The sequence below is a fragment of the Ruminiclostridium josui JCM 17888 genome, assembly GCF_000526495.1.
Lineage (GTDB): Bacteria > Bacillota > Clostridia > Acetivibrionales > DSM-1351 > Ruminiclostridium > Ruminiclostridium josui.
In genome coordinates, this window is record NZ_JAGE01000002.1 from 559,337 (window position 1) to 585,262 (window position 25,926).

At 34.1% G+C, this 25,926-nt stretch carries 21 protein-coding genes and 1 pseudogene; 20 read left to right on the plus strand and 2 right to left on the minus strand.

Annotated elements, in window-relative coordinates:
* The first annotated feature begins 4 nt into the window (after positions 1–4).
* The 10 genes from K412_RS0118760 (at position 5) to K412_RS0118805 (ending at position 10,173) form a co-directional block, all read left to right on the plus strand.
* On the plus strand, positions 5–1,243 hold the full coding sequence (locus K412_RS0118760) for a class I SAM-dependent methyltransferase (RefSeq protein WP_024834512.1): 1,239 nt from the start codon (positions 5–7) through the stop codon (positions 1,241–1,243).
* A gap of 50 nt (positions 1,244–1,293) precedes the next feature.
* Positions 1,294–1,842 carry a DUF3795 domain-containing protein gene (locus tag K412_RS0118765; RefSeq protein ID WP_024834513.1) on the plus strand — a complete coding sequence of 183 codons (549 nt, stop codon included), beginning with the start codon at positions 1,294–1,296 and terminating at the stop codon, positions 1,840–1,842.
* Between the two features lie 45 nt (positions 1,843–1,887).
* A complete protein-coding gene (locus K412_RS0118770) occupies positions 1,888–2,478 on the plus strand; it encodes a cysteine hydrolase family protein (RefSeq protein WP_024834514.1) in 591 nt (196 codons plus the stop codon).
* Positions 2,479–2,724: 246 nt separating this feature from the next.
* The gene (hypE, locus tag K412_RS0118775) at positions 2,725–3,735 is read left to right on the plus strand and encodes a hydrogenase expression/formation protein HypE (RefSeq protein WP_024834515.1); all 1,011 of its coding nucleotides are present in this window, start codon (positions 2,725–2,727) and stop codon (positions 3,733–3,735) included.
* Between the two features lie 142 nt (positions 3,736–3,877).
* On the plus strand, positions 3,878–6,190 hold the full coding sequence (hypF, locus tag K412_RS0118780; RefSeq protein WP_024834516.1) for a carbamoyltransferase HypF: 2,313 nt from the start codon (positions 3,878–3,880) through the stop codon (positions 6,188–6,190).
* A 23-nt stretch (positions 6,191–6,213) separates the two neighbouring features.
* Positions 6,214–6,960, plus strand: a complete 747-nt coding sequence (locus tag K412_RS0118785) for a polyketide synthase (RefSeq protein WP_242835731.1) — start codon at positions 6,214–6,216, stop codon at positions 6,958–6,960.
* A gap of 273 nt (positions 6,961–7,233) precedes the next feature.
* Entirely contained in the window at positions 7,234–8,271 is a 1,038-nt protein-coding gene (locus tag K412_RS0118790; protein ID WP_024834518.1) for a DUF362 domain-containing protein, read from the plus strand.
* Positions 8,264–9,166: a permease gene (locus K412_RS0118795; protein WP_024834519.1), complete on the plus strand. Its 903-nt coding sequence runs from the start codon at positions 8,264–8,266 to the stop codon at positions 9,164–9,166. Before K412_RS0118790 ends, K412_RS0118795 begins: the two co-directional genes overlap by 8 nt.
* A 260-nt stretch (positions 9,167–9,426) precedes the next feature.
* Complete coding sequence (locus tag K412_RS0118800; protein ID WP_024834520.1) at positions 9,427–9,807, plus strand: hypothetical protein; 381 nt, start codon at positions 9,427–9,429, stop codon at positions 9,805–9,807.
* A 186-nt stretch (positions 9,808–9,993) separates the two neighbouring features.
* Positions 9,994–10,173, plus strand: coding sequence for a hypothetical protein (locus K412_RS0118805; RefSeq protein WP_024834521.1), 180 nt, complete (start codon positions 9,994–9,996; stop codon positions 10,171–10,173).
* Positions 10,174–10,275: 102 nt separating this feature from the next.
* On the opposite strand, the pseudogene K412_RS21190 reads toward K412_RS0118805, so the two are convergent.
* Positions 10,276–13,241 (minus strand): annotated as a pseudogene (locus K412_RS21190) (Tn3 family transposase).
* Between the two features lie 202 nt (positions 13,242–13,443).
* Between K412_RS21190 and K412_RS0118815 the strand changes: the two are divergent.
* On the plus strand, positions 13,444–14,079 hold the full coding sequence (locus K412_RS0118815) for a hypothetical protein (protein WP_024834522.1): 636 nt from the start codon (positions 13,444–13,446) through the stop codon (positions 14,077–14,079).
* Between the two features lie 97 nt (positions 14,080–14,176).
* A complete protein-coding gene (locus K412_RS0118820; RefSeq protein ID WP_024834523.1) occupies positions 14,177–14,605 on the plus strand; it encodes an RlpA-like double-psi beta-barrel domain-containing protein in 429 nt (142 codons plus the stop codon).
* 70 nt (positions 14,606–14,675) lie between these two features.
* On the opposite strand, the gene K412_RS21560 is transcribed toward K412_RS0118820, so the two are convergent.
* Positions 14,676–15,119 carry a DUF3888 domain-containing protein gene (locus K412_RS21560; protein WP_024834524.1) on the minus strand — a complete coding sequence of 148 codons (444 nt, stop codon included), beginning with the start codon at positions 15,117–15,119 and terminating at the stop codon, positions 14,676–14,678.
* Between the two features lie 234 nt (positions 15,120–15,353).
* Here K412_RS21560 and K412_RS0118830 point away from each other — a divergent pair, with 234 nt between their 5' ends.
* The 8 genes from K412_RS0118830 (at position 15,354) to tnpC (ending at position 25,904) form a co-directional block, all read left to right on the plus strand.
* Positions 15,354–15,929, plus strand: coding sequence for a recombinase family protein (locus K412_RS0118830; protein ID WP_024834525.1), 576 nt, complete (start codon positions 15,354–15,356; stop codon positions 15,927–15,929).
* Between the two features lie 83 nt (positions 15,930–16,012).
* Complete coding sequence (locus K412_RS0118835; protein ID WP_157833859.1) at positions 16,013–16,927, plus strand: site-specific integrase; 915 nt, start codon at positions 16,013–16,015, stop codon at positions 16,925–16,927.
* Positions 16,914–21,068, plus strand: a complete 4,155-nt coding sequence (locus tag K412_RS0118840; RefSeq protein WP_024834527.1) for a hypothetical protein — start codon at positions 16,914–16,916, stop codon at positions 21,066–21,068. The genes K412_RS0118835 and K412_RS0118840 overlap by 14 nt, the downstream gene beginning before the upstream one ends.
* On the plus strand, positions 21,061–22,776 hold the full coding sequence (locus tag K412_RS0118845) for a hypothetical protein (RefSeq protein ID WP_024834528.1): 1,716 nt from the start codon (positions 21,061–21,063) through the stop codon (positions 22,774–22,776). The genes K412_RS0118840 and K412_RS0118845 overlap by 8 nt, the downstream gene beginning before the upstream one ends.
* A complete protein-coding gene (locus K412_RS0118850; protein WP_024834529.1) occupies positions 22,769–23,320 on the plus strand; it encodes a hypothetical protein in 552 nt (183 codons plus the stop codon). Before K412_RS0118845 ends, K412_RS0118850 begins: the two co-directional genes overlap by 8 nt.
* A 136-nt stretch (positions 23,321–23,456) precedes the next feature.
* Entirely contained in the window at positions 23,457–23,822 is a 366-nt protein-coding gene (tnpA, locus tag K412_RS0118855) for an IS66 family insertion sequence element accessory protein TnpA (RefSeq protein WP_024834530.1), read from the plus strand.
* Complete coding sequence (gene tnpB / locus K412_RS0118860; RefSeq protein WP_024832085.1) at positions 23,815–24,171, plus strand: IS66 family insertion sequence element accessory protein TnpB; 357 nt, start codon at positions 23,815–23,817, stop codon at positions 24,169–24,171. Before tnpA ends, tnpB begins: the two co-directional genes overlap by 8 nt.
* Before the next feature lie 116 nt (positions 24,172–24,287).
* Positions 24,288–25,904, plus strand: coding sequence for an IS66 family transposase (gene tnpC / locus K412_RS0118865; protein WP_024834531.1), 1,617 nt, complete (start codon positions 24,288–24,290; stop codon positions 25,902–25,904).
* Positions 25,905–25,926 lie beyond the last annotated feature (22 nt).

Sequence of the window (25,926 nt, forward strand, 5' to 3'; positions counted from 1 at the left end):
GATGATGGTAATAATTACAACAAACAGAGAGCAAGAAGTACCGAATAACGAATCTATCTTTAACAAGGAACAGCCAAGCAGTTATGAAGGACAAGCCCGGCTAGAAGCCTTGACAGAAACTATGAATGAATACATGGTACCCAGTAAGGAGTTTAATAGGTTTCAAGAGGCAGCCACAGAATTAGAAAATATATCTAAGCTACTATTATTCAATGCTTTTAGGGAAATGGGAGTTTTCTGTGATGCAGGAGAAAGGTACCATGAAGATGAGTTAAAAAGCAAACTGAATATCATTTACCAATACGGCCGCCTTTTTGGTGCACTTTTAGGCATGGTAGAAGATGCTGGGTTTGTTTACAGGGAAGGTAAATATGTATTTTTGACCAGAAAGGCAGAGGACGAAAGCATAAGATATAAGCTGAATAATAAAGAAAGAATGTTTGGCGATTATCTTTATGCTTATCCTGAAATGAAGGCTCAAATAAAGTTCCTGGGAGCTTGTGTAGAGAATTATCCAAGGATTCTTACAGGGAAAATACACCCTGCACAAATCATGTTTCCTAAGGGGTCCATGGAGCTTGTTGAGAATATCTATAAACATAATGCCAGCTCGGATTACTACAATGGCTTAGTTACACACAGCGTAGAGAATTACATCGAAAAACAGCTTGATTTTAATAAGACTGGGCAAATAAGGATTTTGGAAATCGGAGCAGGTACAGGAGGAACCAGTAAGCATGTGCTTATGGGTATATCAAAGTATAACGGACATATAGAGTATGTTTACACCGATATAGCTAAAACCTTTATACAATATGGTAAAGGTATGTTCGGAAATACCTATGGGTTTGTTGATTTTAAGGAATTGAATATTGAAAATGACATAGAAGTTCAGGGATACAGCCCTTATTCCTTTGATATTGTCATTGCAGCCAACGTTCTGCATGCTACAAAATATATTGAAAAAACATTGAAAAATACTAGAAAACTTTTGAAGCCCCGGGGGTTGCTTATTTTAAATGAAATAACAGCGTTTAGCAGCTTTCTGACGCTTACCTTCGGACTGCTAGATGGCTGGTGGCTTTATGAGGATGAAGACCATCGAATTTCAGGTTCACCACTGCTGAGTTGTAAAATGTGGGCAAACCAGTTAGAAAGGGCTGGATTTGCAGCAGCTTTAGCGTTACACAGCAAGGATACGACTGGTTTAAAGCTTCCTCAGGACATTATACTTGCCATGTAAAATATAAAGTATAGGGGCATTAAAAATATATTAAGAAAAGGAGAATACATATGAGTGATTTTGAAAGCCGTTTCAGTAAGCCAGATTTTACACTTGCCGCAGTTTGTGGGCATTTTTGCACCGCATGTTCATTGTTTATCGGCTCTCAGGAAGATCCCGAAAGGCTTAAAGGAATTTCAAAGAGAACGAACCGTACTATAGAAGAAGTTACATGTCACGGTTGTCGTTCCGATAATAAGTCCTTTTACTGTACGACAGTATGCAAAATGAGAGATTGTGCCGAGAAACATAAAGTTGATTTTTGCAGTTTGTGCGAAGAATATCCCTGTGAAGAGTTCAAAGCTTTTGAGTCCGAAGCACCGGATAGGATTGAAGTTGCAGGATGCCTAGAGCGAATCAAAAATATAGGATATGAAAAATGGTATGAAGAGATGGTGGCATGGTATTCCTGTCCTCAATGCAATACCATTAATTCAGCGTATGACATGTCATGTCGGAAATGTGGAGCAGAACCTAGCTGTAAATATGTAGAGGTAAACAAAGAAGAGATAGACAGGCGTACAAAAGATATGGCGTTAAAAAGTGGTAAAACCACTTAAAGCAAAGAAAAATAAATTTTATAATTTTAAGGAGGTTACAAGAGTATGCCAAACGTTGTTGTGTTAACCAATGATCTTCAGTATGGAATTATGGATGCAAAAAAAGAAAGATGGAACTGTGTTTTAAAATCCCAAACAAAATTAGCGGATTTCTATAATAAAATGCGTTCCCTAAACGTTCCAATTATACATCTGCAGCAAGTAAACGATCCTAACAGTCCAACTCTAAAAAAACTTTACGGAGACAATATACCTATGCTTAAAGGCTCTCCAGATACCAAGATTATTGCTGAGTTTTTTGACGAAAAGGATATCCTAGTGGAAAAATCCAAACCAAGTGGTTTCTATAATTCCAGCCTTGATAAAGTTCTTGAAGAATTGGAGGTTAAGACTCTTATAATTACTGGATTCCAGACACAAATTTGTGTTCAGACTACAGCTGCAGACGCATTTTTCAGAGGGTATAAAGTAGTTGTTCCAAGCGATGCAGTAATTTCAACTGAAGAAAAAGATACTGATAGGGCATTGGAATGGTTAAATGATTATTTTGCATTAATTATGACCTCAGAAGAAATTTATGAGCACTTACTGAAAAATGATGATTTTGCCCCAAAAACTACCTTTAAGGATATATAAAAGCTGCGGTTATTTGGGCTACATGGTTAAAAGTTTTAAATCAGCAGTAATATGACTATTGAGAATATGACAAAATGTTTATTTAGAAAGGAGAATAACAAGCAATTAGATTATGAGGATATCAAACTGTATTTACATAAGCTAAATCATAAGCTAAATTAAGATTAAATTTTTTAATTAGGTATAAAGCTAAAGAAAATGTTCTTTTGCAATTACAGTTTCATTTTGCTTGTTAACGTGAATGATATGAAAAACGATAAAATTGTTTTAGATCATGGAACAGGAGCAAAACTGAGTCATGAACTTATTTCACTGATTGTTGAAACATTGGGAGATGTTTACATCGGCAAAATGGAAGATAGTGCCGTACTTCCCATAACAGGAGATAGAATTGCAGTTACAACAGATTCATTTGTTGTAACGCCTGTGTTTTTCGGGAATGGAGACATTGGAAAAATATCTGTTTGTGGTACTGTAAATGATATTGCCGTAAGCGGTGCAAAACCTCTATATTTAACATTGGCAATGATACTGGAAACAGGTTTTCCTATAGCTGATCTCGTAAAAATCCTTACATCAATTCGTAATGCTTCAAAAGAAGCGAATATTAAGATTGTAGCCGGAGATACAAAAGTTGTCAATGAAGGTGAAATAGACAAGATATGTATCAACACAACTGGTGTAGGCATTTTTGAGAGAGAGCCTTTGAATATGAATAAAATTGAATCTGGCGATAAACTAATTTTAAGCGGATATATAGGTAATCACAGTATCCATCTTCTTTCCGTCCGTGTAGGTCTTGGCTATGAAAAGCGAATTATGAGCGATTGTGCACCACTTAACGGATTAATTGAGGAATTGTTAAATGCCGTACCTGCTGGAAGCATTAAAACTATAAGAGATGTTACTCGCGGAGGGTTATCTTCTGTTTTAAATGAATTCTCAGGACACATAGGAAAGTCTATAGTTATAGAAGAAGAGAAACTGCCTATTATGCCTGAGACAGCTATGGCTAGTGATATGCTGGGCATCAATCCTATTCATCTTGCTAATGAAGGTTGTATTTGTCTTTTTGTAAAACCTGAGGTAGAAGAAAAGGTATTAGAAATAATGAAAAAACATAAGTACGGGCAAAAGGCAGTTACAATAGGAAGTGTATCTAATGAAAAATCCACAGATGTTGTTATGATAAAGGTGGATGGTTCCTCCAAAATAGTCGAAGAATTAATCGGAATGGAACTGCCAAGATTATGTTAACATCAAGATATATCAGCTGATTCACCTATGAATTCAACTAATATAGTCTGATTGGTATAAGATGAAGAAAACCTGCAATGAGCCATTTTCTTATAAAATTTTCTTCATCTTATACAAAATAAATTTTTTGGGGGAGATATGTATGGAACTGCGTCGTTATCGTATAACAGGAATTGTTCAGGGCGTGGGGTTTCGTCCATTTATTCATAAGCTGACATCAAAATATGGGTTAACCGGGTGGATTTTAAATGATTCGGATGGTGTTCTGATAGAAGTTCAGGGGGAGGCTGAAGTATTATCTTCATTTATTAATGATGTTAAAACATCATTACCTCCTATTGCAAGAATTGATAGTATTGTGCTATTGCTTCAAACGGAGCAATGTGAGCCATACACTAGTTTTGATATCAGAAGCAGTGTAAAGCTTGACAAGACCAATACACTTATACCCCCGGATGCAAATGTTTGCGATGATTGTTTATCCGAATTATTTGATGAATCCAACCGTAGATATAGGTATCCGTTTATCAACTGCACTAATTGTGGACCTAGATATTCTATCATTGAGGACATGCCATATGATCGTCCTAAAACGACTATGAAGCATTTTAAGATGTGTCCCGAATGTCATCACGAGTATACTGATATTGAAGATCGCCGTTATCATGCCCAGCCCAATGCGTGCCCTGTGTGCGGACCACAATTGGAATTGACTAATAATAAAGGAGAAACTATTGAAGTTGATGATATTATTGGTTTTAGTCAAGAGAAATTGCTAGAGGGCAAAATATTTGCGATAAAGAGCATAGGCGGTTTCCATCTTGCAGTTGATGCACAAAATGATGAAGCAATCCAACAACTGCGTAAAAAGAAGAAGAGGGATTTTAAAGCTTTTGCCCTGATGGTTAAGGACATTGACACGGCAAATAAAATCGCCTATTTATGCGATAAAGACATAGAACTACTAAAAAGCACCCAAAGACCCATTGTTATTTTGAAAAAAAAGCCAGGGGTATTGCCCGAATCTATTGCACCTAATAACCCTAGTTTAGGTATTATGCTTCCGTCAGCACCATTGCATTATCTTTTACTAGAAAACGAGAAATTACCTGCATTGATTATGACAAGCGCTAATATTTCTGGTCACCCGATTGTTTATAAAAACAAGGATGCATTAGAGCAATTAAACAGTATTGCAGACTATTATATATTAAATAACAGGGATATCTGTATACGTGTAGATGATTCTATAGCAAGATGTACTGATTATAAGCCATTAAAAAAGACTATCGTATCCCATATAAGACGTGCCCGTGGATTTGCTCCGTATCCCATAACCATACATAAAAATATAAAACCAATATTGGCTCTAGGCTCTGAGCTAAAGGCAACTATTGCATTAAGTAAAGATAACCAGGTATTTGTTAGTCAACATATTGGCGATATCAAAAATGATACTACATTTAAATCTCTTATGGATTGTTCCACACATATGCAGAACCTACTTTCTATTAAGCCGGAGCTTATTGCTTGTGACAGTCATCCTGCTTTTAGGTCCACAGTTGCTTCTCAAAATCAAAAGGAATTACCTGTTGTATTAGTTCAGCATCATCATGCACACATGGCTTCATGTATGGCAGAAAATAAGCTGGATGGAAAAACAATCGGTGTCATATTTGACGGTACCGGATATGGATTGGATGGGACAATTTGGGGAGGAGAATTTCTGATTGGTGATTATAGTGATTTTAAGCGGGTAGGTACTTTTTCTCCTTTATATTTACTTGGTGGAGATAAAGCTGTTAAAGAACCTTTCAGAGTTGCAATAGATATGCTTTTCCGAACTTATGGTGAAGAATTTTTAAATCTTCCTCTTGATATTATTAAAAATAGAAAGCCAGAAGAATTACATGTGCTCTTTAAAATGGCAGAAAATAAAATCAATGCTTTCCAAACTTCAAGTATGGGCCGTATATTCGATGGAATCTCTGCAATCTTGAATATTTGTTCTATTATAGATTATGAAGCTCAAGCTGCAGTTGAACTTGAGGGGCTTTTAAATAGAAATTTTGATCTTTTGGAAGCATTTCCGTATGAAATTATCGAAAAGGACGAAATTTTAAAGATTGATTATAGACCTATAGTAAAAGATATTGTAAGTAATATTCTCAGTAAAAATCAAGATGTAGCTACTTTAAGCAGACGTTTCCATACAACTATTGTTGATATCGTTGCAAATATGTGTGTAAAACTACGGGATATATATTTGGTAAATGATGTTGCATTAAGTGGTGGGGTATTTACTAATGAATACCTTTTAGTAAACTCAATTTTATCATTGAGGAAATTGGATTTTAACGTTTATTACCACAGTGCAGTACCATCAAATGACGGAGGGTTATCTCTCGGACAAATTATGATTGCCGACGCCAAGCATAAAAATGCGGCAAAGTAAAAGTAGATGGAGATTGAATGATTATGAAATCGGTAGTATATATTGAGCAATTGGGACAAGGAATTGTACTGATTAAAATGGAAGACAGAGAGAATAAAAATACTTTTTCTGATGAATTAATGCTTGGTTTAAAAGAAGCTTTTGAGTCTATAAAGAATGATATTACCTGTAAAGTGGTCATTATGACAGGATATGATAACTATTTTTGTACAGGTGGAACAAAAGAGGGACTGTTGGCATTGAATGAGGGCAAGGAAGTATTCACCGACAAAAGTCTTTACAATCTTCCATTGAATTGTGAAGTTCCAGTTATTGCAGCTATGCAAGGTCATGGAATAGGGGGTGGATTTGCATTAGGATTATTTGCTGACTCTGTCATTTTGGCAAGAGAAAGTATTTATAGTGCTAATTTTATGCGATACGGATTTACTCCCGGCTTTGGTGCGACATTCATCTTACCTAATAAATTGGGCAGCAGTCTTGCCCAGGAAATGTTATATAGTGCTGATAATTACCGTGGGGCTGAACTTGAAAGACGTGGAGTTCCATTTCCGGTACTTCCCAGATTAGAGGTTCTTGATCATGCTTATAATTTGGCGAAAAAAATAGCGGAAAAACCAAGACTTTCATTAATTACATTAAAAGAACACTTTGTTGCTCCATTAAGAATACAGTTGAATGAAATAATTAGACAAGAGCTTATTATGCATGAAAAAACCTTTCGGCAGGATGAAGTAAGACAAAACATTATAAAATTATTTGGAAACTAGCTGATGTTATTTTTATCATATATTAATACATTTAATTAATGATAGACGATTTATGCGGAGATGTATCCCAATGTATATTTTGGTGTGGTAACTTAAACATACACTTGGATACATTCTTCGCATTATTTTTTTGCTTATCCTTTTGCATCTAATATTTAAATAATAACCTTGACTCAGATTATATATGTATGTTATTGTAAAGTTTGGTATATATTTCATAATTTTTATATTGCTTCTGATTAGCAGTATTGAAATAGTGGGAGGATAAGAAAAATGAATATAAAACGTATGATAGGTATTGTTTTAAGCATGGTGATGATTCCTTATCTCGTAGCATGCAGTAATACTAAGGACAGTGCTAATGAAGTTGCTAAGGTAAACTCGTCACCAACCAAATCATCAACCTCACCATCAACCCAATCAGCAACCAATTCACAGAAAGAGACTCCAATCGTGTATATGACCACTGATATCAGCTCTAAAGGCTTAATGGCAGCTTATAATGCGCTGAACTGGGCACCGGAGGGTAATGTTGCAGTAAAGCTAAGCACTGGTGAGCCGCCGTCTAGTAACTATCTGGATCCTAAATTGATTAAAGATTTAGTGCAGTCAGTCAATGGTACAATTGTAGAATGTAATACAGCGTATGGAGGATCTCGAATCAGTACAGCCATGCATATGCAGGTTGCAAAGGACCATGGTTTTACTGAGATTGCAAAAGTAGATATTTTGGATGCCGATGGTTCAATGAGTCTTCCAGTAGTAGGGGGAGCCCATCTGAAAGAAGATCTTGTAGGATCACACTTTTCCAACTATAATTCTTATCTAGTATTATCTCATTTTAAAGGACATGAAATGGCTGGATTTGGAGGAGCTATTAAGAATATTTCCATAGGTCTTGGTTCAAGCGAGGGAAAATGTCTAATCCATACAGCCGGAAAATATAATTCAACCATATATGGCGCAAATCAGGATGACTTCCTTGAATCCATGGGTGATGCAGGTAAGGCAGTTTCTGACAGCCTGAAAAACGGAAAGAATATTGTTTACATAAATGTAATGAATAATCTTAGTATAGATTGTGACTGTAACGGCTATCCAGCAGAACCGGAGATTGATGATATTGGAATACTTGCATCTACTGATCCGGTAGCGTTGGACCAGGCATGTATTGACCTTGTATATGCTGCAAAAGGTAATGAATCCCTGGTAGGAAGAATTGAAGATTTGAATGGATTACATACATTGGAACACGCAGAGAAAATTGGTCTTGGTAGTCGCAATTATAAATTGGTGAACATTAATGATTGATATACTGTATCGTGAATTTATATATTTACTCTATTACTTTAGTGTTCAGCTTGAACAGATTTTTACATATTGGCTGTTAGGTATGCTCATAGGGTCTACAGTGTCAGTGTTTGGCAAAGAACGGATACACCGGCTGTTTAGCGGCATGCAGAATAAGAGACTTGGTGTTTTAGGCATTTTTCTAGCCTGTTGCCTTGGGATAGCTTCTCCGCTTTGCATGTATGGAACGATTCCAATTGCCGCTTCCTTTTCACAGAAGGGCATGAGAGACGACTGGTTGGCCGCTTTTATGATGTCATCGATTTTATTAAATCCTCAGCTGATTATTTACAGTGCAGCATTGGGAACTACAGCATTTATTGTACGAATTGTCTCATGCTTACTATGTGGATTTATAGCAGGGTTGCTAATAAGAATATTTTACAAGGAAAAATCTTTTTTTAATTTCAGTGGTTTTTATGAAACGAAAAACCGTGATACAGATCCTAATATATTACTACGTTTCCTCAAGAATTTTGGAAGAAATGTGAAAGCAACCGGTCTGTATTTTCTTCTGGGAATTTTATTGTCCGCGCTGTTTCAGAGGTATGTACCGGCAAATGCATTTGCTAATCTATTCGGCAGCAACAGAGGATTCGGTATACTGATGGCAGCCACCATTGGTGTTCCGCTTTACATGTGCGGCGGAGGAACAATACCGCTTTTGAGGCAGTGGTTATTTGACGGTATGAGCTTGGGCTCTGCAGCAGCTTTTATGATTACAGGGCCAGCCACAAAAATAACTAATTTAGGTGCTGTAAAAATTGTATTGGGTACTCGACGATTTGTGCTGTATTTATCATATGTTATAATTTTTGCACTTTTAGTTGGATTCTTATTAAATGTTTGCATTTAATCACTTTATGGATTTGGATGGATTATGTGTATTCTAAATGTATTTATTGCTTATCATAATCCTTTTATAGAATATTAAATGTGGCCTATAAAATTCCTTCCAAAACATAGTGTTTCTGGGTTATATTAATATTCTATAATGTTATAGAATATTTGTAAATGATGTGCTATCATAAAATGCATATATATACGAAATAGTAGCGATTTTTGCTTCAATGGTAATTGTTGCTACTATATATTTTGAAAAAGAAGGGATAGCACGTGATTATTTACAAGACCAAGGACATAACTGTCTACGACGAACTTCAAAAGGAAAGAAATAAGCAAATCTTTATTGTGAAATTTTGTACAGATTCTCCTGATTTTGTTTTACCAAGTCCATTAACACATTTTGTAATAAAATATGGTAAGTCATATAATTCACAGAGGAAGTATGCAAATGAATTGTGTTTGTTTATTAATTACATAATTGATAATGTACAAAGTAGCCAGAATGAAATATTTGAACCTTTAAAGACTCAAGGGCTTTCTGGCTTAACCTTTTATCATCTGGCTCATTATTTAAATCACATTTCAAATAACCCTGAAAAACCGGTATTATTAGGGGTAGTGGGAGCATCCGTGTCACTAGGGGCAAAGTAGATTCCATTATATTATAGTGCGTTTTCAATAGGTATTCTTTCATTCATAGGGTAATCTATACTGAAAAGTAATGTAATTGTGTAAATGAATTTTGGAAACTATACTTAGTAAAAGTGTAACATGGGTAATTAGTGGTAACAATTAAGTATATCAATAAAATGTAGTTTACTGGAGGAAGGTGATTATTTGAATATAGGGGAATTCGGACAAGTATGGGAAGGTGAGTATATTTGTTCAAGAGTAAATCGAATTATAGAAGCTGTTAAGAACGGTAATTATGAAAATGCACTTGATTATTTGGCGATGATACAAGATAAAGCAAAAGCAGCTGAAAAATTTATCAAAACTGAGACTAATAATAAATAAGTTATGTTTAGCCTTAGTAAAACGAAACGGCTATAAATGTAATAAATTCATACTCTTGGTAGCCGTTCTCTGTTTCACTACGATACACTTTCTCCAATGTAATTATATGGCAATGTCGATTAAAAGTCTTTCATTCATATTGAGATCAAAATTACCGTATGGGTTGATATGTGTATATATAAGTGGTGTAAGTGCCCTGAAATCTTCATGTGTCATTAATTCATACCATTTTTTCTGTGATAGAACCTGTTGAATCATCAGGGTATTTATATAGACAAGGCAATTTTGTAATAAATGAAGGCATAGAACGGAAAGCTCCTGATCTTCTATCCTGTTGGTGGATATTTCTCCACCTTTTCCATAGAAAATAAAGCTATTTGCTGAATTCCAGTTTTCAACCACATTAAGACCTTCGTGTATTTCTATTCTTAATTCCTCAGAATTAAGGTATTCACAAAGAAATATTGTCTTTATGGCTTTTCCAAGTTCGGCAAGGGCAAGATATGTAGGATGTTTTATGTTATTTCTAGTGAACCTTTTCATTATTGCCTCGGTTTCAGCCGTACCTAACCGTAATGCGGTAGCATATTTTACCATTTGGTCATACTGCTGCCGAATAAGTTCCCAATTAATTGGGCGTGTAAGAATTGCCTGTAAGTTTGGGAAAGCATCAGATATACCAGTGTCTGGACGGTATAATTTTTGTGAGCCGATGTTTTTTAAACGGGGCATTAAATTAAAGCCTAACAGATGGCAGAATGCAAAAGCCACTTCACTTTGTCCATGCGTATCAACGTAGTTTTTCTCAATTTCCATGTCTGTGCAATGTTTTAATAGTCCTTCAATCATAGCGGATACTTCTGAGGATGAACAAGACTTCAGTTGAGAATAAATACAGGTTGAATTTTTTCTACATGCCAATAAATCATAACCCCACGGCCACGGTAGCGAATATGCCATTCAGTCATCAGGTTCTGATCCCAGGCACCGAATTTTTTAGAGTCTGATGCACAGGTTGTAGTTCCTTCACCCCAAACATCTTGAACACGGCTCTGAAGTATTGCATTAACTACAGAGGATATTGCATTGCGTAAATTATCTTTATTTATAAACTTCCTTCTGATGTAAAGCAAGTCTTGGTAGCTTTCTCCATGATTGCCGGCGGATACACGTTTTAAACCCGTATTCGTGCCAAGCCCATATAGAGCCAGTATTAAACGTTTTTGAATTACTGACCTTTCCAATCGTTCATGTGAAGCTACTGTTTTTAAATGGTCTGTAAAATTTATCCTCAAATCTGTTTCTTTCAATACATCAAGTAAATTTGTCATAGGCCAATGCCGCATAATTTCTGCTTTTAATTTTGACAAATTCATTGATTCTTGCTGTGGTTCACTTGGAGATATTGTTATCCAACCATTACCCCTATCAGTAAATCTGACTTTGGAATTTCTGGGCATACCTACATCTAGTTTAGATAAACCATCGTACATTGCTTGACGGATTTTATCTATAAATTCTTGTGCATCCATCGGCTGCTTTAACGCCTTGTAATTTTCCTCCCTACGTTCTTCAAAGTCGGTTGGCAAATCATCATCAGGATTCCTGTATCTGTTAGCACCAACTACCCATATTTCTTTACAGCGTAATTTATCCCTGAGAGACTGTAAAGCAACAATTTCATAGTTCATTCTGTTAATTCGTTCAATTCCTTTTTCGCTATCTTTTTCAATGACAGCATCCTTCATGCCGGAGCGTATAACACCTTCAATAGGAATATTTTCTGCATCAGAAAAATAATGAGTACGAATGTCATAGTACTTTCTGATTACGTCTAAAGCTTTTATTACTGGTTGGTGAACTTCGTTGTTAGAACGGAATTCTAATGTATTAAGTAATTCAGGAACCATTCGTCTATAATGAGTAGCGTAGGAAGCCCTCATTATGGTATAAACCTTTTGACGGTACTGAGCACCGGTATTTTTGAATTCTTTTACCAATGCTCTTAATGTATTTTCACTGACTACCGGGAATAATACTTTTTTAATTATCCCATCAGGATTATTTAAAGCAGCATCAGCCATTTGGAACAAAATATTTGTCTTACCATTAACTTTCCTGAAATCATTAATAAGCTGCTTTTCAACCTTTCTTTCAGCTCTGACACTTATTCTGTGTATTATTTGTATTAGCAGCTCAATGAGATTATCAGTTATTTCTCTACACCTGAGCCAGAAGAAAGCAGCAAGAATTGTGTACCTTACATGATCTGGATGCCGACGAAGCTCAGGTAGCTTTTCTGATACCGCCCTGAGCTTATACCTTTTTACTATTTTTTGAGGTATATTGTTAAAAAGATTATTAGGAAGTTCCAGTTGCTGAATTGTCCTCAATTTTGCTATTTCTCTAAAAACACTGTCTATTCCTATTCGTCCAGGATCAGCTCTTAATTCGCTAAATGTCATGGAATCACCATTAGATGTATAATCAACTTCTGTTTCGTCGTATGTAGTAAGGGTTGTAATTAGTTCATCCATCTTCAGAATTGTTTCTTTTGCTAGCTTTGCATATGTTTCCTTAAAGAATTGATTTTCATATGCAAAAACAGCAGATCTGGTAATGCGGTCAATACGATCGGCGGTAGGTGGTTCGATATGAAGTTCCCTGAAACGCTTATATGCTTCTTCTTTTAAACTTTCTACTTCTGCATCGTGATAAAACACGTGCTTTGATAGCCAACTGGTAATTGATTGGATGTCTTCGGTATTGACTTCTCTAAAACCGAAGAATTCTCTTATTTGTGCCCTGTGATACTTTCTGGTTCTTCCGTTCCAGTCATAATTTTCAATAGAACAATCATCAAGATTCAATTGCTTAGCTATATATAATAATACTTCTTTGGGAATTTCATTTTTGTTACTTGGAAACCTTGCTTCATATTGAAAGTATTTAAATAATACAGCAAAGCCAAGGCGAGTTGTTCCAGTTTTATTACTTAACTCAGTAAGCTCATTAGGTAGAAATGTAAAGTTTTCAATAAGTTCGTCTATTTCCCAATGTCTTTTCAAAAGAATACCTCCACTACTGAATTTCGTCTATTTCAGTATATCATAACATACGGTAGTTATGGATATATTTGCAATTGAAGAATATTTTATATCCTTTAAAATATGAACAGATTTTTTATTTTATAAGGAATAAGTATGGGAAATTTGTAATTTAGAGGTAATAGTATAAAATTGATTTATAGTAATATCTTTGGAGGGAACTATGAGATTAAAAAAGATAATGCTCGTCATCGCCTTATGCACTACCATCATAACTATTTTATGTATAACCTCAATTTACGGGATAAAGAAAGAAAAAGATACTGTATTAATAGATTTACAACAAGCAATTAATATTTCTTCTAAAAGAGCTATTGAGTGGAATAATCAAGCTTCCTTATATTTTTTGACAAGCGTTGATAATCCTAATTATAAAAATAACGAATCTGGTAAGAATGGCAGGAGAAGATATTGGAATATAGATTATGCAGTAAAAAATACAAACCACCATCTGCTATTAACGATACATGACGGTGTAATAATCAACTGTAACCAGGTTAATTCCCTAACCCTAAATGAAAACTTAATTAATTACAGTGAGATAGAAATGAATAGTACCTATGCTGTAAAAGCGGCGATAAAGAAGTATAATTTGAATCCGGGAAAAGAGTGGGCCCAAGGGTACCACTTCGTTTTGAATAAAATCGGTGGAAAAACACTATTAACTGTTGTAGGACTAGATTCCAATGGCAATTTTGCTAAAGTTAATTTTAATACATTAATTGGAAATGTAGAATCAGCATTTTATAAACAAATTGATAGTGGAACTAGTCAATGGATGAAATGGGAGGTGGTTTAAATGTAAAAAATCTCTTTTAAACAGTGTTATGAACGCTTGGCGACGTTCTTAAGCTACTTGCACAAAAAATACAGATGAAAAGAAGGTGGTTTTTGCTTTGAAAAAACGAATAATTGTACTATTTTTACTAGTTGCGGTATTATCTAATGCTTTCTCGGTATGTTATGCTACGTCATATTCTTATTCCAATCAAGATGTAACAGCATATACGGCTTATTCAAGTGCACTCACGGCAAGCGGAGCAACCCCAGAAGTAGGTTATGTTGCTGTTCATCCTAAAACTTGGGGTAGTCATACCAATCCACTATTCCCATTTGGAGCATTTATAACAACTACATCGGAATTATATCTTCCAAATGCAGGCGATGGTATGACAGTATTTCAAGTACAAGACATCGGGGATGTAAATAATACGAGGGGGCTAACGAAGTATTGGTTTGATTGCTATGTTGGATTGAAACCTACATATGATCAAGCAGCAATAAATTTTGGAAAGCAGAAATGTAATTATACAGTCAGATGGTAATGTATTAATTACTTAATTAAAGAAATAAGGCTAGGTAAATGGGAATTTTACTTAGCCTTATTTTATTACCTTAATTAGAAGACCTATCAATATAATCACTATGTTTAAAGTCCGTAACTCTAATACCTTTGTAGTCTTGACGAATAGTTACTGTTTCAAGTCCATATGGGGGATTATGTGCTCCCTCATATGTTATTACTTGTATTATAATATTAAAATAAAAAGATCCTTTTTCTAATCTCTTAATTTCCAGTACTTTGGCATCAAATAAATCAAAACTTTTGGGATAACCATAATAATTTTGTACAGCATCGCTAATAAGTGGTGAAAGCTGTGTAAGAAGAAAATCCCTGTAAAGTATCTCTTTGGATTCAATTCTACTAGGGTCGGCAACAACATAATTTTTACCTTGCGTTTGAATAGATGCAGCTACATTATTGTATGTAGCTAGTAAAATTGTGATTAATAGTGTTCCAATAAGAATATTTATCTTTAAATTTTTAAAGTTTCTCATTTCTATTCACTCCTTATTTTTATTCAGTTTTTAGTTTATGTAAGTATATTAAAATTATTTAAAACTAATTATATATACTATCCCAATAAGTAGGGGTTTTGTGTCAGAACAAAACTCTGTCACAAAAGTCACCAAAAATAATTTATTGATATCACAAATAGCAATATAGTATTTTTGTGATACTTATGATATATTTACAACTGTAAAATTGTTTTTTAGTAGGAGGCTTCAATAATGTCTAAGATCGGATACGTGAGAGTTTCGACATTTGAACAAAATACGGATAGGCAGGAAATAGCTCTATCTGAAATAGGGATGGATAAAATATTTTCTGAGAAAATTTCGGGAAAAAGTACAAATAGACTGGAGCTAAACAAAATGCTTGATTATATCAGAGAAGGAGATACACTCTATATTGAAAGCATTTCTCGATTAGCCAGAAGTACAAGAGATTTGTTATCAATAGTAAATATACTGCAGGATAAAAAGGTTGATCTAGTTTCCCTAAAAGAAAATATTGACACTACAACCCCGCAAGGTCGCTTCGTATTGACTATTTTTGGTGCATTATCAGAATTAGAAAGGGAAAGTACACTTCAACGTCAGCGGGAAGGGATTGCTGCAGCCCGAATTAAAGGTAAAAAATTTGGTAGGCCACTTATTGAGACACCAAAAGACTGGGATAAAGTAATAGAGCTTTGGAAAAAAGGGAATATAACTGCCATAGAAGCTATGAAACGATTAAACCTAAATAGAGGCACCTTTTATAGAAGAGTTAAAGAGTTTGAGACAAAAATAAACGGTAATTAATTACATCTACTTTGCCCCTGGTGACACGGATGCTCCCACTACCCCTATTAAGTACTGCGAAAATAAAGGAAAATATATTGTTTATGTTCTATAAATTCCTAAGCCTATCCAATATAAATAATCTTAATGATGATATCATTGAAAAAGTGGACCTACTAAACTCCCAAAATATTAATAAGAAATCCAAAAAAATATCTCCTTTCGACATGTGCCCAGATATTGTAATTTCATATCCAAAACAACTTACAAATTCTCAAAGTGTTTTAAAAGATATGCCGGAAGAAATATGGAATCTTTTTGTAGAATATGCAGAGGAATACTATCCTAATATAGCCATTGGGGTTATAATCACAATCTGTAGTGGAATCCGGCGTGGGGGTTGTGTGAACTTACGTGTAAAGGACGTCAAATTACATAAACAAAATCATATGCTGTATCTTAACATAAAAGATAATCAGTATGAATTATTTGGAGATAGAGACATAAATCTAAATAATTCACAAGTTAAAAAGCCACGTCAGAAACAACCCGTATTACCACTCCATTCAAGAATAGTAGAAATTTTTGAAACTCATAAAAAATACTTAAGAAAAATATATAATAGTCGGTATATAAAGAATAAAGCACTTTTTGTAAATGCTTATGGACTGCCAATGTCAGGAGATTCCTTTAGTAATTATTTTAATAATTTGAAACATGATTTTATTAAGTTTTTAGAAAACGAAGGACTTCCAGCTTTGGCCCAGCAAATGAAGGAATATCGTTGGGGTACTCACATAGGAAGGCATATTTTCACTAACACCATAGTAAAAAAAGGATATGCTAATGGAAGTGGAAATAAACCCATTCCAAAGCTAGTTGCTCTTTTACGAGGAGACAGTTCAGAAGAATCATCTATGGTATACATTGACGAGTATACTTTAAGTGAAGCGGTATCTAAAAATATAAATGACATCAGCAATATAGCAATGGGGTATAACAAAAATGAAAATGACTAAATTTGAAGTAATGACCATGCTTGGCATTTCTACTCTTGAAAATGAAATAGCTGAAAATGTATTAGAACTATGCGATATAAATCCGGAATATGATGGCGAAGAAGTCTGTATATTTTATGCAAAAGCTGTAACCTTTTTTAAGGAGTACCTACCAGAGTATTATGTAGCTGAATTACTTGGCGTAAATGTTAATGACTTATTAAATATGAACTTAGAATATTTGAGAATGCCTGTTGAAATGCAGTGTTTGTTCTATGATAGTTATCCAGTAGGAAAATTTAAGTATTCAAAGTTTGTCTATAAGTCAATACAGGTATATAAGGTATTGGGCATTTTGAGTAAGTCAGTCTTTCTCAAAATACCAAGAAAATATGCAAAACATTATAATAAGAGCTTTGTTTCCATAGAAGCAGCTGTTTCTATCTTAGGGTTTACCAAGGTTCATCCTGCATTATACCACTTTTATTTAATGAAGCTTAATATAAGATATAACTGTACTGAAGGTAAAAAAAAATATCTAATTGACGACATTTGTAATGTACTAGAAAAAGCTATAGAAGTACATGGTAAATATATATCGTTTAATGAGACTTGTGAATTATACTGTCATAATAGTATTCGCTATATATGTGTAAATAACATTTCACTTAGCTATGGTGATAGTATTGCAAAATATGATGTTGTTTCTAGTGATACAAGATTTAAACATCAGTATAAAGAAAGTAAATCTTTTTTTGATAAATATGATGTTCATGAAAGGTACTTGGGCTGGTTTAGCAGAAAATCAAGTAAAATGACTCATAAGTATATTGGCCTTTCGACAGGTAATTTTAATTTTTATGAAAATAACAACGAATATGAGACTTTAAATCTATTGTGTAAGATGTGGGATTTGGAAGGATTTGAGTACAATTCTGCATTTGAAAAAGCACTTAAGCGCCAAGGCAAATTAAAAAAAATTGAATCATTGCATCTCTATCGTATATATGATTTTGCAAAACAATATGAAAAAGCAATTTATTATATTGCTCTTAAGAATTTAAATATAAAAACTTCTGAAAGTGATCAATATTTTTATTCAGCTAAAAATAGAGACTCACTTAGTTTTTATTTTATAAGAGCTAAACTATCTTCTCCGAACTGGATATGGTACATTAGTAGAGGGTTAAGGAAATACGTGTCAAATAGTATTTCCAAATATTGGCATAAAGTTAAAGATTATAGATATAACATAATAGAAGATACCATTAAAAATGATGAGCATCAATATGTCTCATTTACAGCACACAAACTTCAATGCTTAAAAATTTTTTATACTGCAGAGTTATTTAATTTACATAGTAATATTGGTTGTGCAAAAGAACATGTAAATCTTGATTATACTTGTTTATATAACTTTAACCAAAACTTACAATATCTTATCAACGATGATTATCTTACTGCGATGAACGTGAAAAATTTGTGTGCAGCGCAAATGATAGTTACTTTTTTACAACAAAAAAGAAAAAGTAATATTACTGTATGCGAATACCTTGATAAATCAATAGAATACTGGCCAATATTAAAAGTTATAATGTATCTTAATTTAGACAAATATTCGATTACACTAACGTGGGCGATTCTTCATAATCTTGAATTATCCTTATTTTATTATCGCGAAAATATATACATGATAGCTAAAGAAATTATTGCATTGAGAAATTACATTAATGATTTATTGGATGAATATATTCCAGTTAAAAATTTATATTATTTACTTCACAATAGTCGCCCAATCGTAAATGTAACTAATGAAATAGTTGCGCCACCAGCAATGTTTTATTTCTTGATGCCAGAAAATCATAGAGGCTTCTATCTAATTAAAAAAATTTCACAAAATCTTTTGGATGAAGTTTATAATGAGAGGGTCAATTGTGATACTTTGCTTACTGCAGCTGAAGTGCAGAATAATCTATACTTACTACCTTCAAAAATACCAAGTAGATTAGCTGTTCATCTGTTGCAGGTTGGAAATAGCCTTGACAAGCTGGAACGGACGTACTCTTTGTTTGCTGATGGATCTAATGTTTTTTGTAGACGAGATTCTGTTATCAAATTAGTTGAATTACAAAAAGCTCATCAAACAAACTATGTTTTGGAGGATTATATACCCCAATTTTTAAACATTAACATTGAAAGTTTATCCGAAAAGGACAGGGAAATCTTAAAAACCATCAGTGTTTATAAGACACCTGATTATATTATCAATATGACTAGTAACAAAAATCTTACAAATAATAGAGCTTACCTCAAAGAAGATGTTATTGGACTTCGAGATTTCTTCCATGTTTCTCGTAACACTCAATATGATATCAAGGTGGATAATAACATTTCCGGAAAAGAACCTTATCAGACTTATTTAATGCGCCAGAAGCCATTAGGATTAGAAAAAACTTTAGAGCATATATCTCCTATATCAGCCGATATATGGGATGGATACATAAGGCTACAATTATCAACTCAGCAACGTTCTGAAGAAGGTGTAAATTCCATGATAAATCAATGCATAAAAGCATTGAATATACTAGTCAATATGTTTCAGGACAATGAAATTGCAGAAATAAGTGACTTTCAGACAGGTGTAATAAACCGTAGTTTTAATTATATCGCTTCAGTAACATATTGCAGTATTCTAATGGGATTTTTTAAGTATGCAGCCATTATGTATGCTGAAATAGGAATTAAACCAAAATACCGTATTGCTGAATTGAAAATACCAGTAACTAAAAAAGAAAATCCTGATGATATACTACCCGAGACCTATAGTTTTAGAGAGTATAGTAAGTTGTTTAATTATTGTAATGATTACTATATACATGTAGAAATAGCCGTAAGAGAGATTCTTGAAAAGGGCACATGTATTTATGCATCAACATGGTTCTATGTAATGTCACATTTAAACAACGCATGGAGAAGCAGTGATTTTTCAATGTTCCCGTACATTGATATCATGGATATAGTCTATAGAAATACATCTGATGATATAAATTGGTACCTTAATAACCGAATATCTAAAAGTGATGCAACTATAATAGTACTGCGAATACAGAACAACCCTAAGGTTATATCCAAAACAAAAAAATACACCAGGTTTACGTGTTCTGATGAGCTCCTTATTACATATGCAACTGTATATTCATTATTATCCTTATATACGGCAAAACATATAAGCTACAATATAGGTTTTGTAAGCCATTTTGAAAACAAGTACAACGGAGTCAGTAAAGCACAGCTAGATTACTTCTTTTTAAAGTTTGGGATAATTAACTTTCGATTTAAGTCAAAGAAGTTGAATAAAACGCTTCTTTCACTGATTGATTTTCTTGAAAATTACTATATAGATAACGACATTGATACTGAGCGCAGGCAGGCAATGCTACTTAGAAGCCATGTAAAACCTTCTTCAACCGCGTACTATATTAAGAAGTCAAAGGAGGTTTTTGACAGATTGACTAACATGATTTGTGCTCGGGGTGAGTTTGGCTATGCCTATGAAATGATGATAAGAAGTGTTTTAGATACGGATAACAAACTGAGTTTAGAAGACATGACCGATAAAATCAGGAGAATACGATATATGATTCCTAATATGAAGGACATTGATATTTTATATGGATTTTTAAATTACACTCATCAGGAACAGGCTAGCTTAAATGAGTACGTAAACTCTTTGTCTTTGGAAGAATTACAGACTAAACTTACAAAGCTATATCTGAACCATTTGGGTTCGAAAACAGATAAATATCTACCATGTATAAAAAATATTTGCAATTACAGTCATGGTAATAAGGATGAATGTATGTGTTGTATATTTCACATACCATCAATTTATTCATTGTCTGTCATATGTCAAAGTATTAAGGAAGATATTAATAGCTATAGAAGTGCAGTAAGTGATATAACTCGCAAAAAAATAATATCCAAACTGTTCAAGAAATCCAGAGATATTATCTGGGCCAAACAAAAATATGGAGATGAAATTTTAGGAGAAATCCTGGCAATTAACGGAACTGACTATGACCAGTTCTTACTAATTCTTGAGAATTTCTTAACTACACAAAAGAAAATGAATCAAATAGCAGGAGATAAGATAGATGCCTAATAATTTACCACAGCAAGAACATTCAACCCAGGAACAAATAATAGATTATAAGAATCATATGGCTCTCTGGTTTAACAGTAGATATTGTCGCAGCGATGATGTACGATCATTTACATTTGAATCAGAAGTATGGCTATTGAAAAAGGCTTATCATAATAATGACCGTGAAAGGATAGATTTTAGCTTATTTAGCAAGGTAATTTATAACCGAAACGATAAAGTACTTATAAAATGCTTTTTGGCTAACATGCTGATGGACGGGTATTCTGAGGCTACCGTTTATGCTTATTATTCTATCCTTAAACAGTTTTACATATCCTCTCATGGATTGACGACTGTTAATGAATTGAGCGATGATGAAATAAAGTATTACTGTAGCCAAAACGATAAGATATATTTATATATACCCATCAACTTTATAGAATTTATTATAGAAAATTCTTTCTATAGTACTAACTATAAAACTTTAGTAAAGGCAAAAAATAAGTTAAATTTAATACATAACGTAAATAATAAAGCTAATGAAAGCCGTGAACTTCCAAGTAACAAGGATATTGCAATGTTTCAGTATTATCTACACAAGTTTGAAACAACAGAACAAGACAAGGATCTAAAAAATTTATTTTTGCCGGTAATAATATGGTGGAGAATATCTATTGTGATACCGATTCGCCCGTCAGAAATTACATATAATCTTAATAAAGACTGTATATTTAGGTTAAACAACGCCTGTTATATTCGCTTAAATCGAATTAAAGGTAGCTTAATTAAACGAATGCAGATACCAATTGCCAGAAAAATATGCATTTCTGAGGATTTGTATGATTTGATTAAGAGCTATCAGGATGTTGTTGCTTATGATACAAAATCGGTAACTCTATTTTCAATAGACTTTCTAAGAAATTGTTTTCTTAATGTAAGAGAAAAAGAAGATATGTTCCGGGATAAAGCAAATACTTTCCTGCGTTTTTATGAAGAATACACCCACTTTGAAAGTACAGACCTTAATCAGCTCATAGATCTTTTTTATGATTTTTATATAAATAGGCAGATAAATGCACCTAAAGAATACGACCGTCTACGTGCTGGGGATACAAGACATCTGGCTTTCTCATCGCTATTGCTTCAAAATTTAAATCCAATTGATATAGCCATGATAGGTGGACATACTTCATTGGAATCTCTTGGTTCCTATGTTAATCATGTGGATCTATATATAGATTCTGAAATATATCGCTATTATAACAATATTGATTTGAACACTTATAATTATAGTAAGAAACTTAAAGATATAATTATGAATATGCCTTTTCAAGCGCCATCAAATTTTGAGGATTCTATTCCGGATGAATACGGAATAGGTTACTGTACAGACAGGTCATTCTCATGTGAAGATGATTTATGTTTTTTTTGCAGTAAATGGTGGTGTCGTCCCAAAAATGAAAACTTAGTAAAGGCAGGACAATATATAAGTCGTCGTAGTATGGTACAACTCAAAAATGAACTTAGTACAAACAAAAAAATGCTGCATGCGTTATTAAATAAGGCTAGTATCGAACTTATCAATGGGAGCTTGATTCTAAAAGAAGAATACTATTGTGAATATCGTCAGCTAATAAAATCCATTACCGGCAATGCAAACCGTTTAGAAATGCTCAAAGAAGCATTAATACTAAATTTTAATGGGGAGGGAAAAAAAGATGAATAAAAATGGTACTGGAAGACCCAAGACACAGTATGATATCGAAGAGATAAATGAAATCATTGAAATGAAACTAAAGAGTGTTGACTATAATATAAGTAAGGTCACCTACAATTCAGTATTTAAATTCAACCAATATCTTGTTAATACAAAAAAACGAAATTCAAAGAACGAACTTTTTAAACTATATGGCTACTCTTTCTGGGCTGCTGATTATAGAGGAGTACCAAATCACGGTAAGGAGCATATAGATTTATATAAACGCCATAATAATCCTATAATTGCCGGAGAATCATTTGAAGTAGGTACAGATGATATAAAAGCAGTAATTGATACTAACTCAAACAATCCTCAGAAAATGAAACAGATTCTAATTAAGATTTTCCAAAAAGAACGTAATGAAAATGCACGTAATGATAAAAAGTTCAATGAATTGCAGCAAAAAGTAAATACGTATAAAAAATTGGCGAGTCAATATAAACAAGCATTATTTATGATGTTTTATAACAGTCGATTATCGGAAAATTCATTAAATGATGGTAAGCGGTAAACCATGAGTACCTCGATAGACTCTCTTTAATATGAGATAATTCTTCCATGTTTTCACAAGCTACTTTAAAAAATTGTACAACTTTTTAAAGTTAGCTTGAAAAACTTTAATAAAGTTTTTCAAGGAGGTTTTATCAATGGAGACTAAAAAAGTACAACAACAGTACCTTCTTTCAAAATGGGCTGCTACTATTCAGGAATGCCGTGCTACCGGAATGTCTGTGAAGGATTGGTGCTTGGAAAACAATGTGAATATGGCTCAATTTTTTTATTGGCAGCGTAAAATACGTAAGCAACTCTGTTCATCGGTAGATAATTCAGCAAAGGATTCGTCAATCACTTTCGCACCCGTTCAACTCACGAATTCCCGTAATAAGTCCTTGCAAGAAGTATCTTTTAGCACAGAGATGATTGTTAACGTTGGAGGATGCCAATTACAAATTAATAATGATACTAGCCCTAAGCTGATAGAGACAGTACTGAAGGTACTCCAAAATGTTTAATAATGCTACTGGTTTTGACCAGATTTACATTGCATGTGGTTATACCGATTTGCGCCAAGGAATTGATGGCCTTGCTGGGATGGTTCAAAATCAATTTCATTTAAATCCTTTTCAAAACATCCTGTTTCTTTTCTGCGGAAGAAAAACAACAAGGATAAAAGGTCTTCTTTGGGAAGGTGATGGTTTTGTATTACTATACAAGCGTTTAGAAGGCGGAAGATTTCAATGGCCTCGCAGTGAAGCAGAAATGAAAGAAATCACACCTAAACAATTCCGATGGCTAACAGAAGGTCTTGCCATTGAGCAAGCAAAAGCTGTTAAGAAAGTGTCTCCCAGCCGTATTATCTAGTGGATAACTCTTTTGAAATTGTGCAAAACCTCACATATTTTCCGTAATTATCCACGACTTTTAAAACTTGAGACTTTTCTATTCCATTGTGTCTTTTTTCATGATATTGTAGATTCATGGATAAAACATTTACAGAACTGGAATTAACTAAATATAGTAAAAAAGATATTGTTCAGCTTTTTCTGAAGCAGCAGGCCATACTTGAAAAACAAAGCACTCAATTAGAAGAAATGAATAAAAACATCACTCTTCTGATTGAAGCAAATAAAATTGGAAAGCAGAAAAGATTTGGACGTTCATCTGAAAAGATGGTATATGATGAGCAGATGGAACTGTGCTTTAACGAAGCAGAAGTAACTGCTGCCGGAAAGCTTATTGAAGAACCTGAATTTGATGAAGTATGTCCTAAGCCATATAAGCGAAAAAAAGCAAAAGGAAAACGTAATGAGGACTTAAAGGATTTGCCTGTCAGTATCATTGAACATACTCTTAATGACGATGAGTTAAGATCTATTTTCGGAGACACATGGAAACGACTGCCTGATGAAGTGTACAAGCGCCTTCAATTTCACCCTGCTACATTTGAGGTGGAAGAGCATCATGTTGCAGTATATGCAGGAAAGGACAATCAAACCATTGTAAAGGCAAACCGCCCTGTTGATCTATTGCGCAACAGTATTGTAACGCCAACTCTGGCAGCTGGTATACTAAATGGAAAATATATAAATGCTCTTCCTCTATACAGGTTGGAACAGGAGTTTGCCAGAAATGACATACATATATCCAGACAGGTAATGGCAAACTGGACAATACAATGTGCCGAGAGGTACCTGTCACTATTGTATGATAGAATGCATCAGGAACTCTATCAGTGCAGCGTATCACAGGCTGATGAGACACCAGTGCTTGTTTCAAAGGATGGTAGATCTGCCGGTTCTAAAAGCTACATGTGGGTATATCGTACGGGCAAAATGTACGAGGCTCCGCCCATTATCCTGTATGATTACCAGAAAACGCGTAAAGCTGATCATCCAAGAGAATTTCTCAAGGGGTATAAAGGGATTATTGTAACCGATGGATATGAAGTTTACCACAAGCTTGAGAAAGAAGAACCAGACATAAAGATAGCAGGATGTTGGAGTCATGCCCGTCGTAGGTTTGCGGATGTTGTCAAGACAATGGACAAAGAAACCGCTAAAGATACATTAGCATATGCAGCATTAAAACAAATAGCTTTGATATATAAAACAGATAATGATCTTTTGGGGCTATCTCCACAAGAGAGAGTTGTCAGACGTAAGCTTCTTGTAAGGCCTGAAGTAGAAGCTTTCTTTGCATGGGTTAAAGAGCATAGAAGTGACGTTCCATCACAATCAGAAACAGGCAAAGGCTTTACCTATTGCCTAAATCAAGAAAAATATCTAAGAACATTTCTTGAAAATGGTTACGTACCTCTGGATAATAATGTTACAGAGGGAGCTATAAGGGGCTTCTGCATAGGAAAAAACAACTGGCATTTGATAGACACAGTTCAAGGAGCCCAGGCAAGCGCAATAATTTACAGTATTGCAGAAACAGCTAAGGCTAATAACTTAAAACCATACCATTACTTTAAATATTTACTGCAGCAGCTTCCCCAACATATGGATGATAAGGATACATCCTTTATAGACAAGCTGCTTCCTTGGTCAGAAGATTTGCCTGAAGAATGCAGAAAAGCAACTCAAAATTAGCAAAATTATATCCGCCGAAAGG

Coding starts and splice junctions, on each gene's coding strand:
- K412_RS0118760 (WP_024834512.1), top strand. CDS start 5: ATGGTAATAATTACAACAAACAGAGAGCAAGAAGTACCGAATAACGAA.
- K412_RS0118765 (WP_024834513.1), top strand. CDS start 1,294: ATGAGTGATTTTGAAAGCCGTTTCAGTAAGCCAGATTTTACACTTGCC.
- K412_RS0118770 (WP_024834514.1), top strand. CDS start 1,888: ATGCCAAACGTTGTTGTGTTAACCAATGATCTTCAGTATGGAATTATG.
- hypE (WP_024834515.1), top strand. CDS start 2,725: ATGAAAAACGATAAAATTGTTTTAGATCATGGAACAGGAGCAAAACTG.
- hypF (WP_024834516.1), top strand. CDS start 3,878: ATGGAACTGCGTCGTTATCGTATAACAGGAATTGTTCAGGGCGTGGGG.
- K412_RS0118785 (WP_242835731.1), top strand. CDS start 6,214: ATGAAATCGGTAGTATATATTGAGCAATTGGGACAAGGAATTGTACTG.
- K412_RS0118790 (WP_024834518.1), top strand. CDS start 7,234: ATGAATATAAAACGTATGATAGGTATTGTTTTAAGCATGGTGATGATT.
- K412_RS0118795 (WP_024834519.1), top strand. CDS start 8,264: ATGATTGATATACTGTATCGTGAATTTATATATTTACTCTATTACTTT.
- K412_RS0118815 (WP_024834522.1), top strand. CDS start 13,444: ATGAGATTAAAAAAGATAATGCTCGTCATCGCCTTATGCACTACCATC.
- K412_RS21560 (WP_024834524.1), bottom strand. CDS start 15,119: ATGAGAAACTTTAAAAATTTAAAGATAAATATTCTTATTGGAACACTA.
- K412_RS0118830 (WP_024834525.1), top strand. CDS start 15,354: ATGTCTAAGATCGGATACGTGAGAGTTTCGACATTTGAACAAAATACG.
- K412_RS0118835 (WP_157833859.1), top strand. CDS start 16,013: ATGTTCTATAAATTCCTAAGCCTATCCAATATAAATAATCTTAATGAT.
- K412_RS0118840 (WP_024834527.1), top strand. CDS start 16,914: ATGAAAATGACTAAATTTGAAGTAATGACCATGCTTGGCATTTCTACT.
- K412_RS0118845 (WP_024834528.1), top strand. CDS start 21,061: ATGCCTAATAATTTACCACAGCAAGAACATTCAACCCAGGAACAAATA.
- K412_RS0118850 (WP_024834529.1), top strand. CDS start 22,769: ATGAATAAAAATGGTACTGGAAGACCCAAGACACAGTATGATATCGAA.
- tnpA (WP_024834530.1), top strand. CDS start 23,457: ATGGAGACTAAAAAAGTACAACAACAGTACCTTCTTTCAAAATGGGCT.
- tnpB (WP_024832085.1), top strand. CDS start 23,815: ATGTTTAATAATGCTACTGGTTTTGACCAGATTTACATTGCATGTGGT.
- tnpC (WP_024834531.1), top strand. CDS start 24,288: ATGGATAAAACATTTACAGAACTGGAATTAACTAAATATAGTAAAAAA.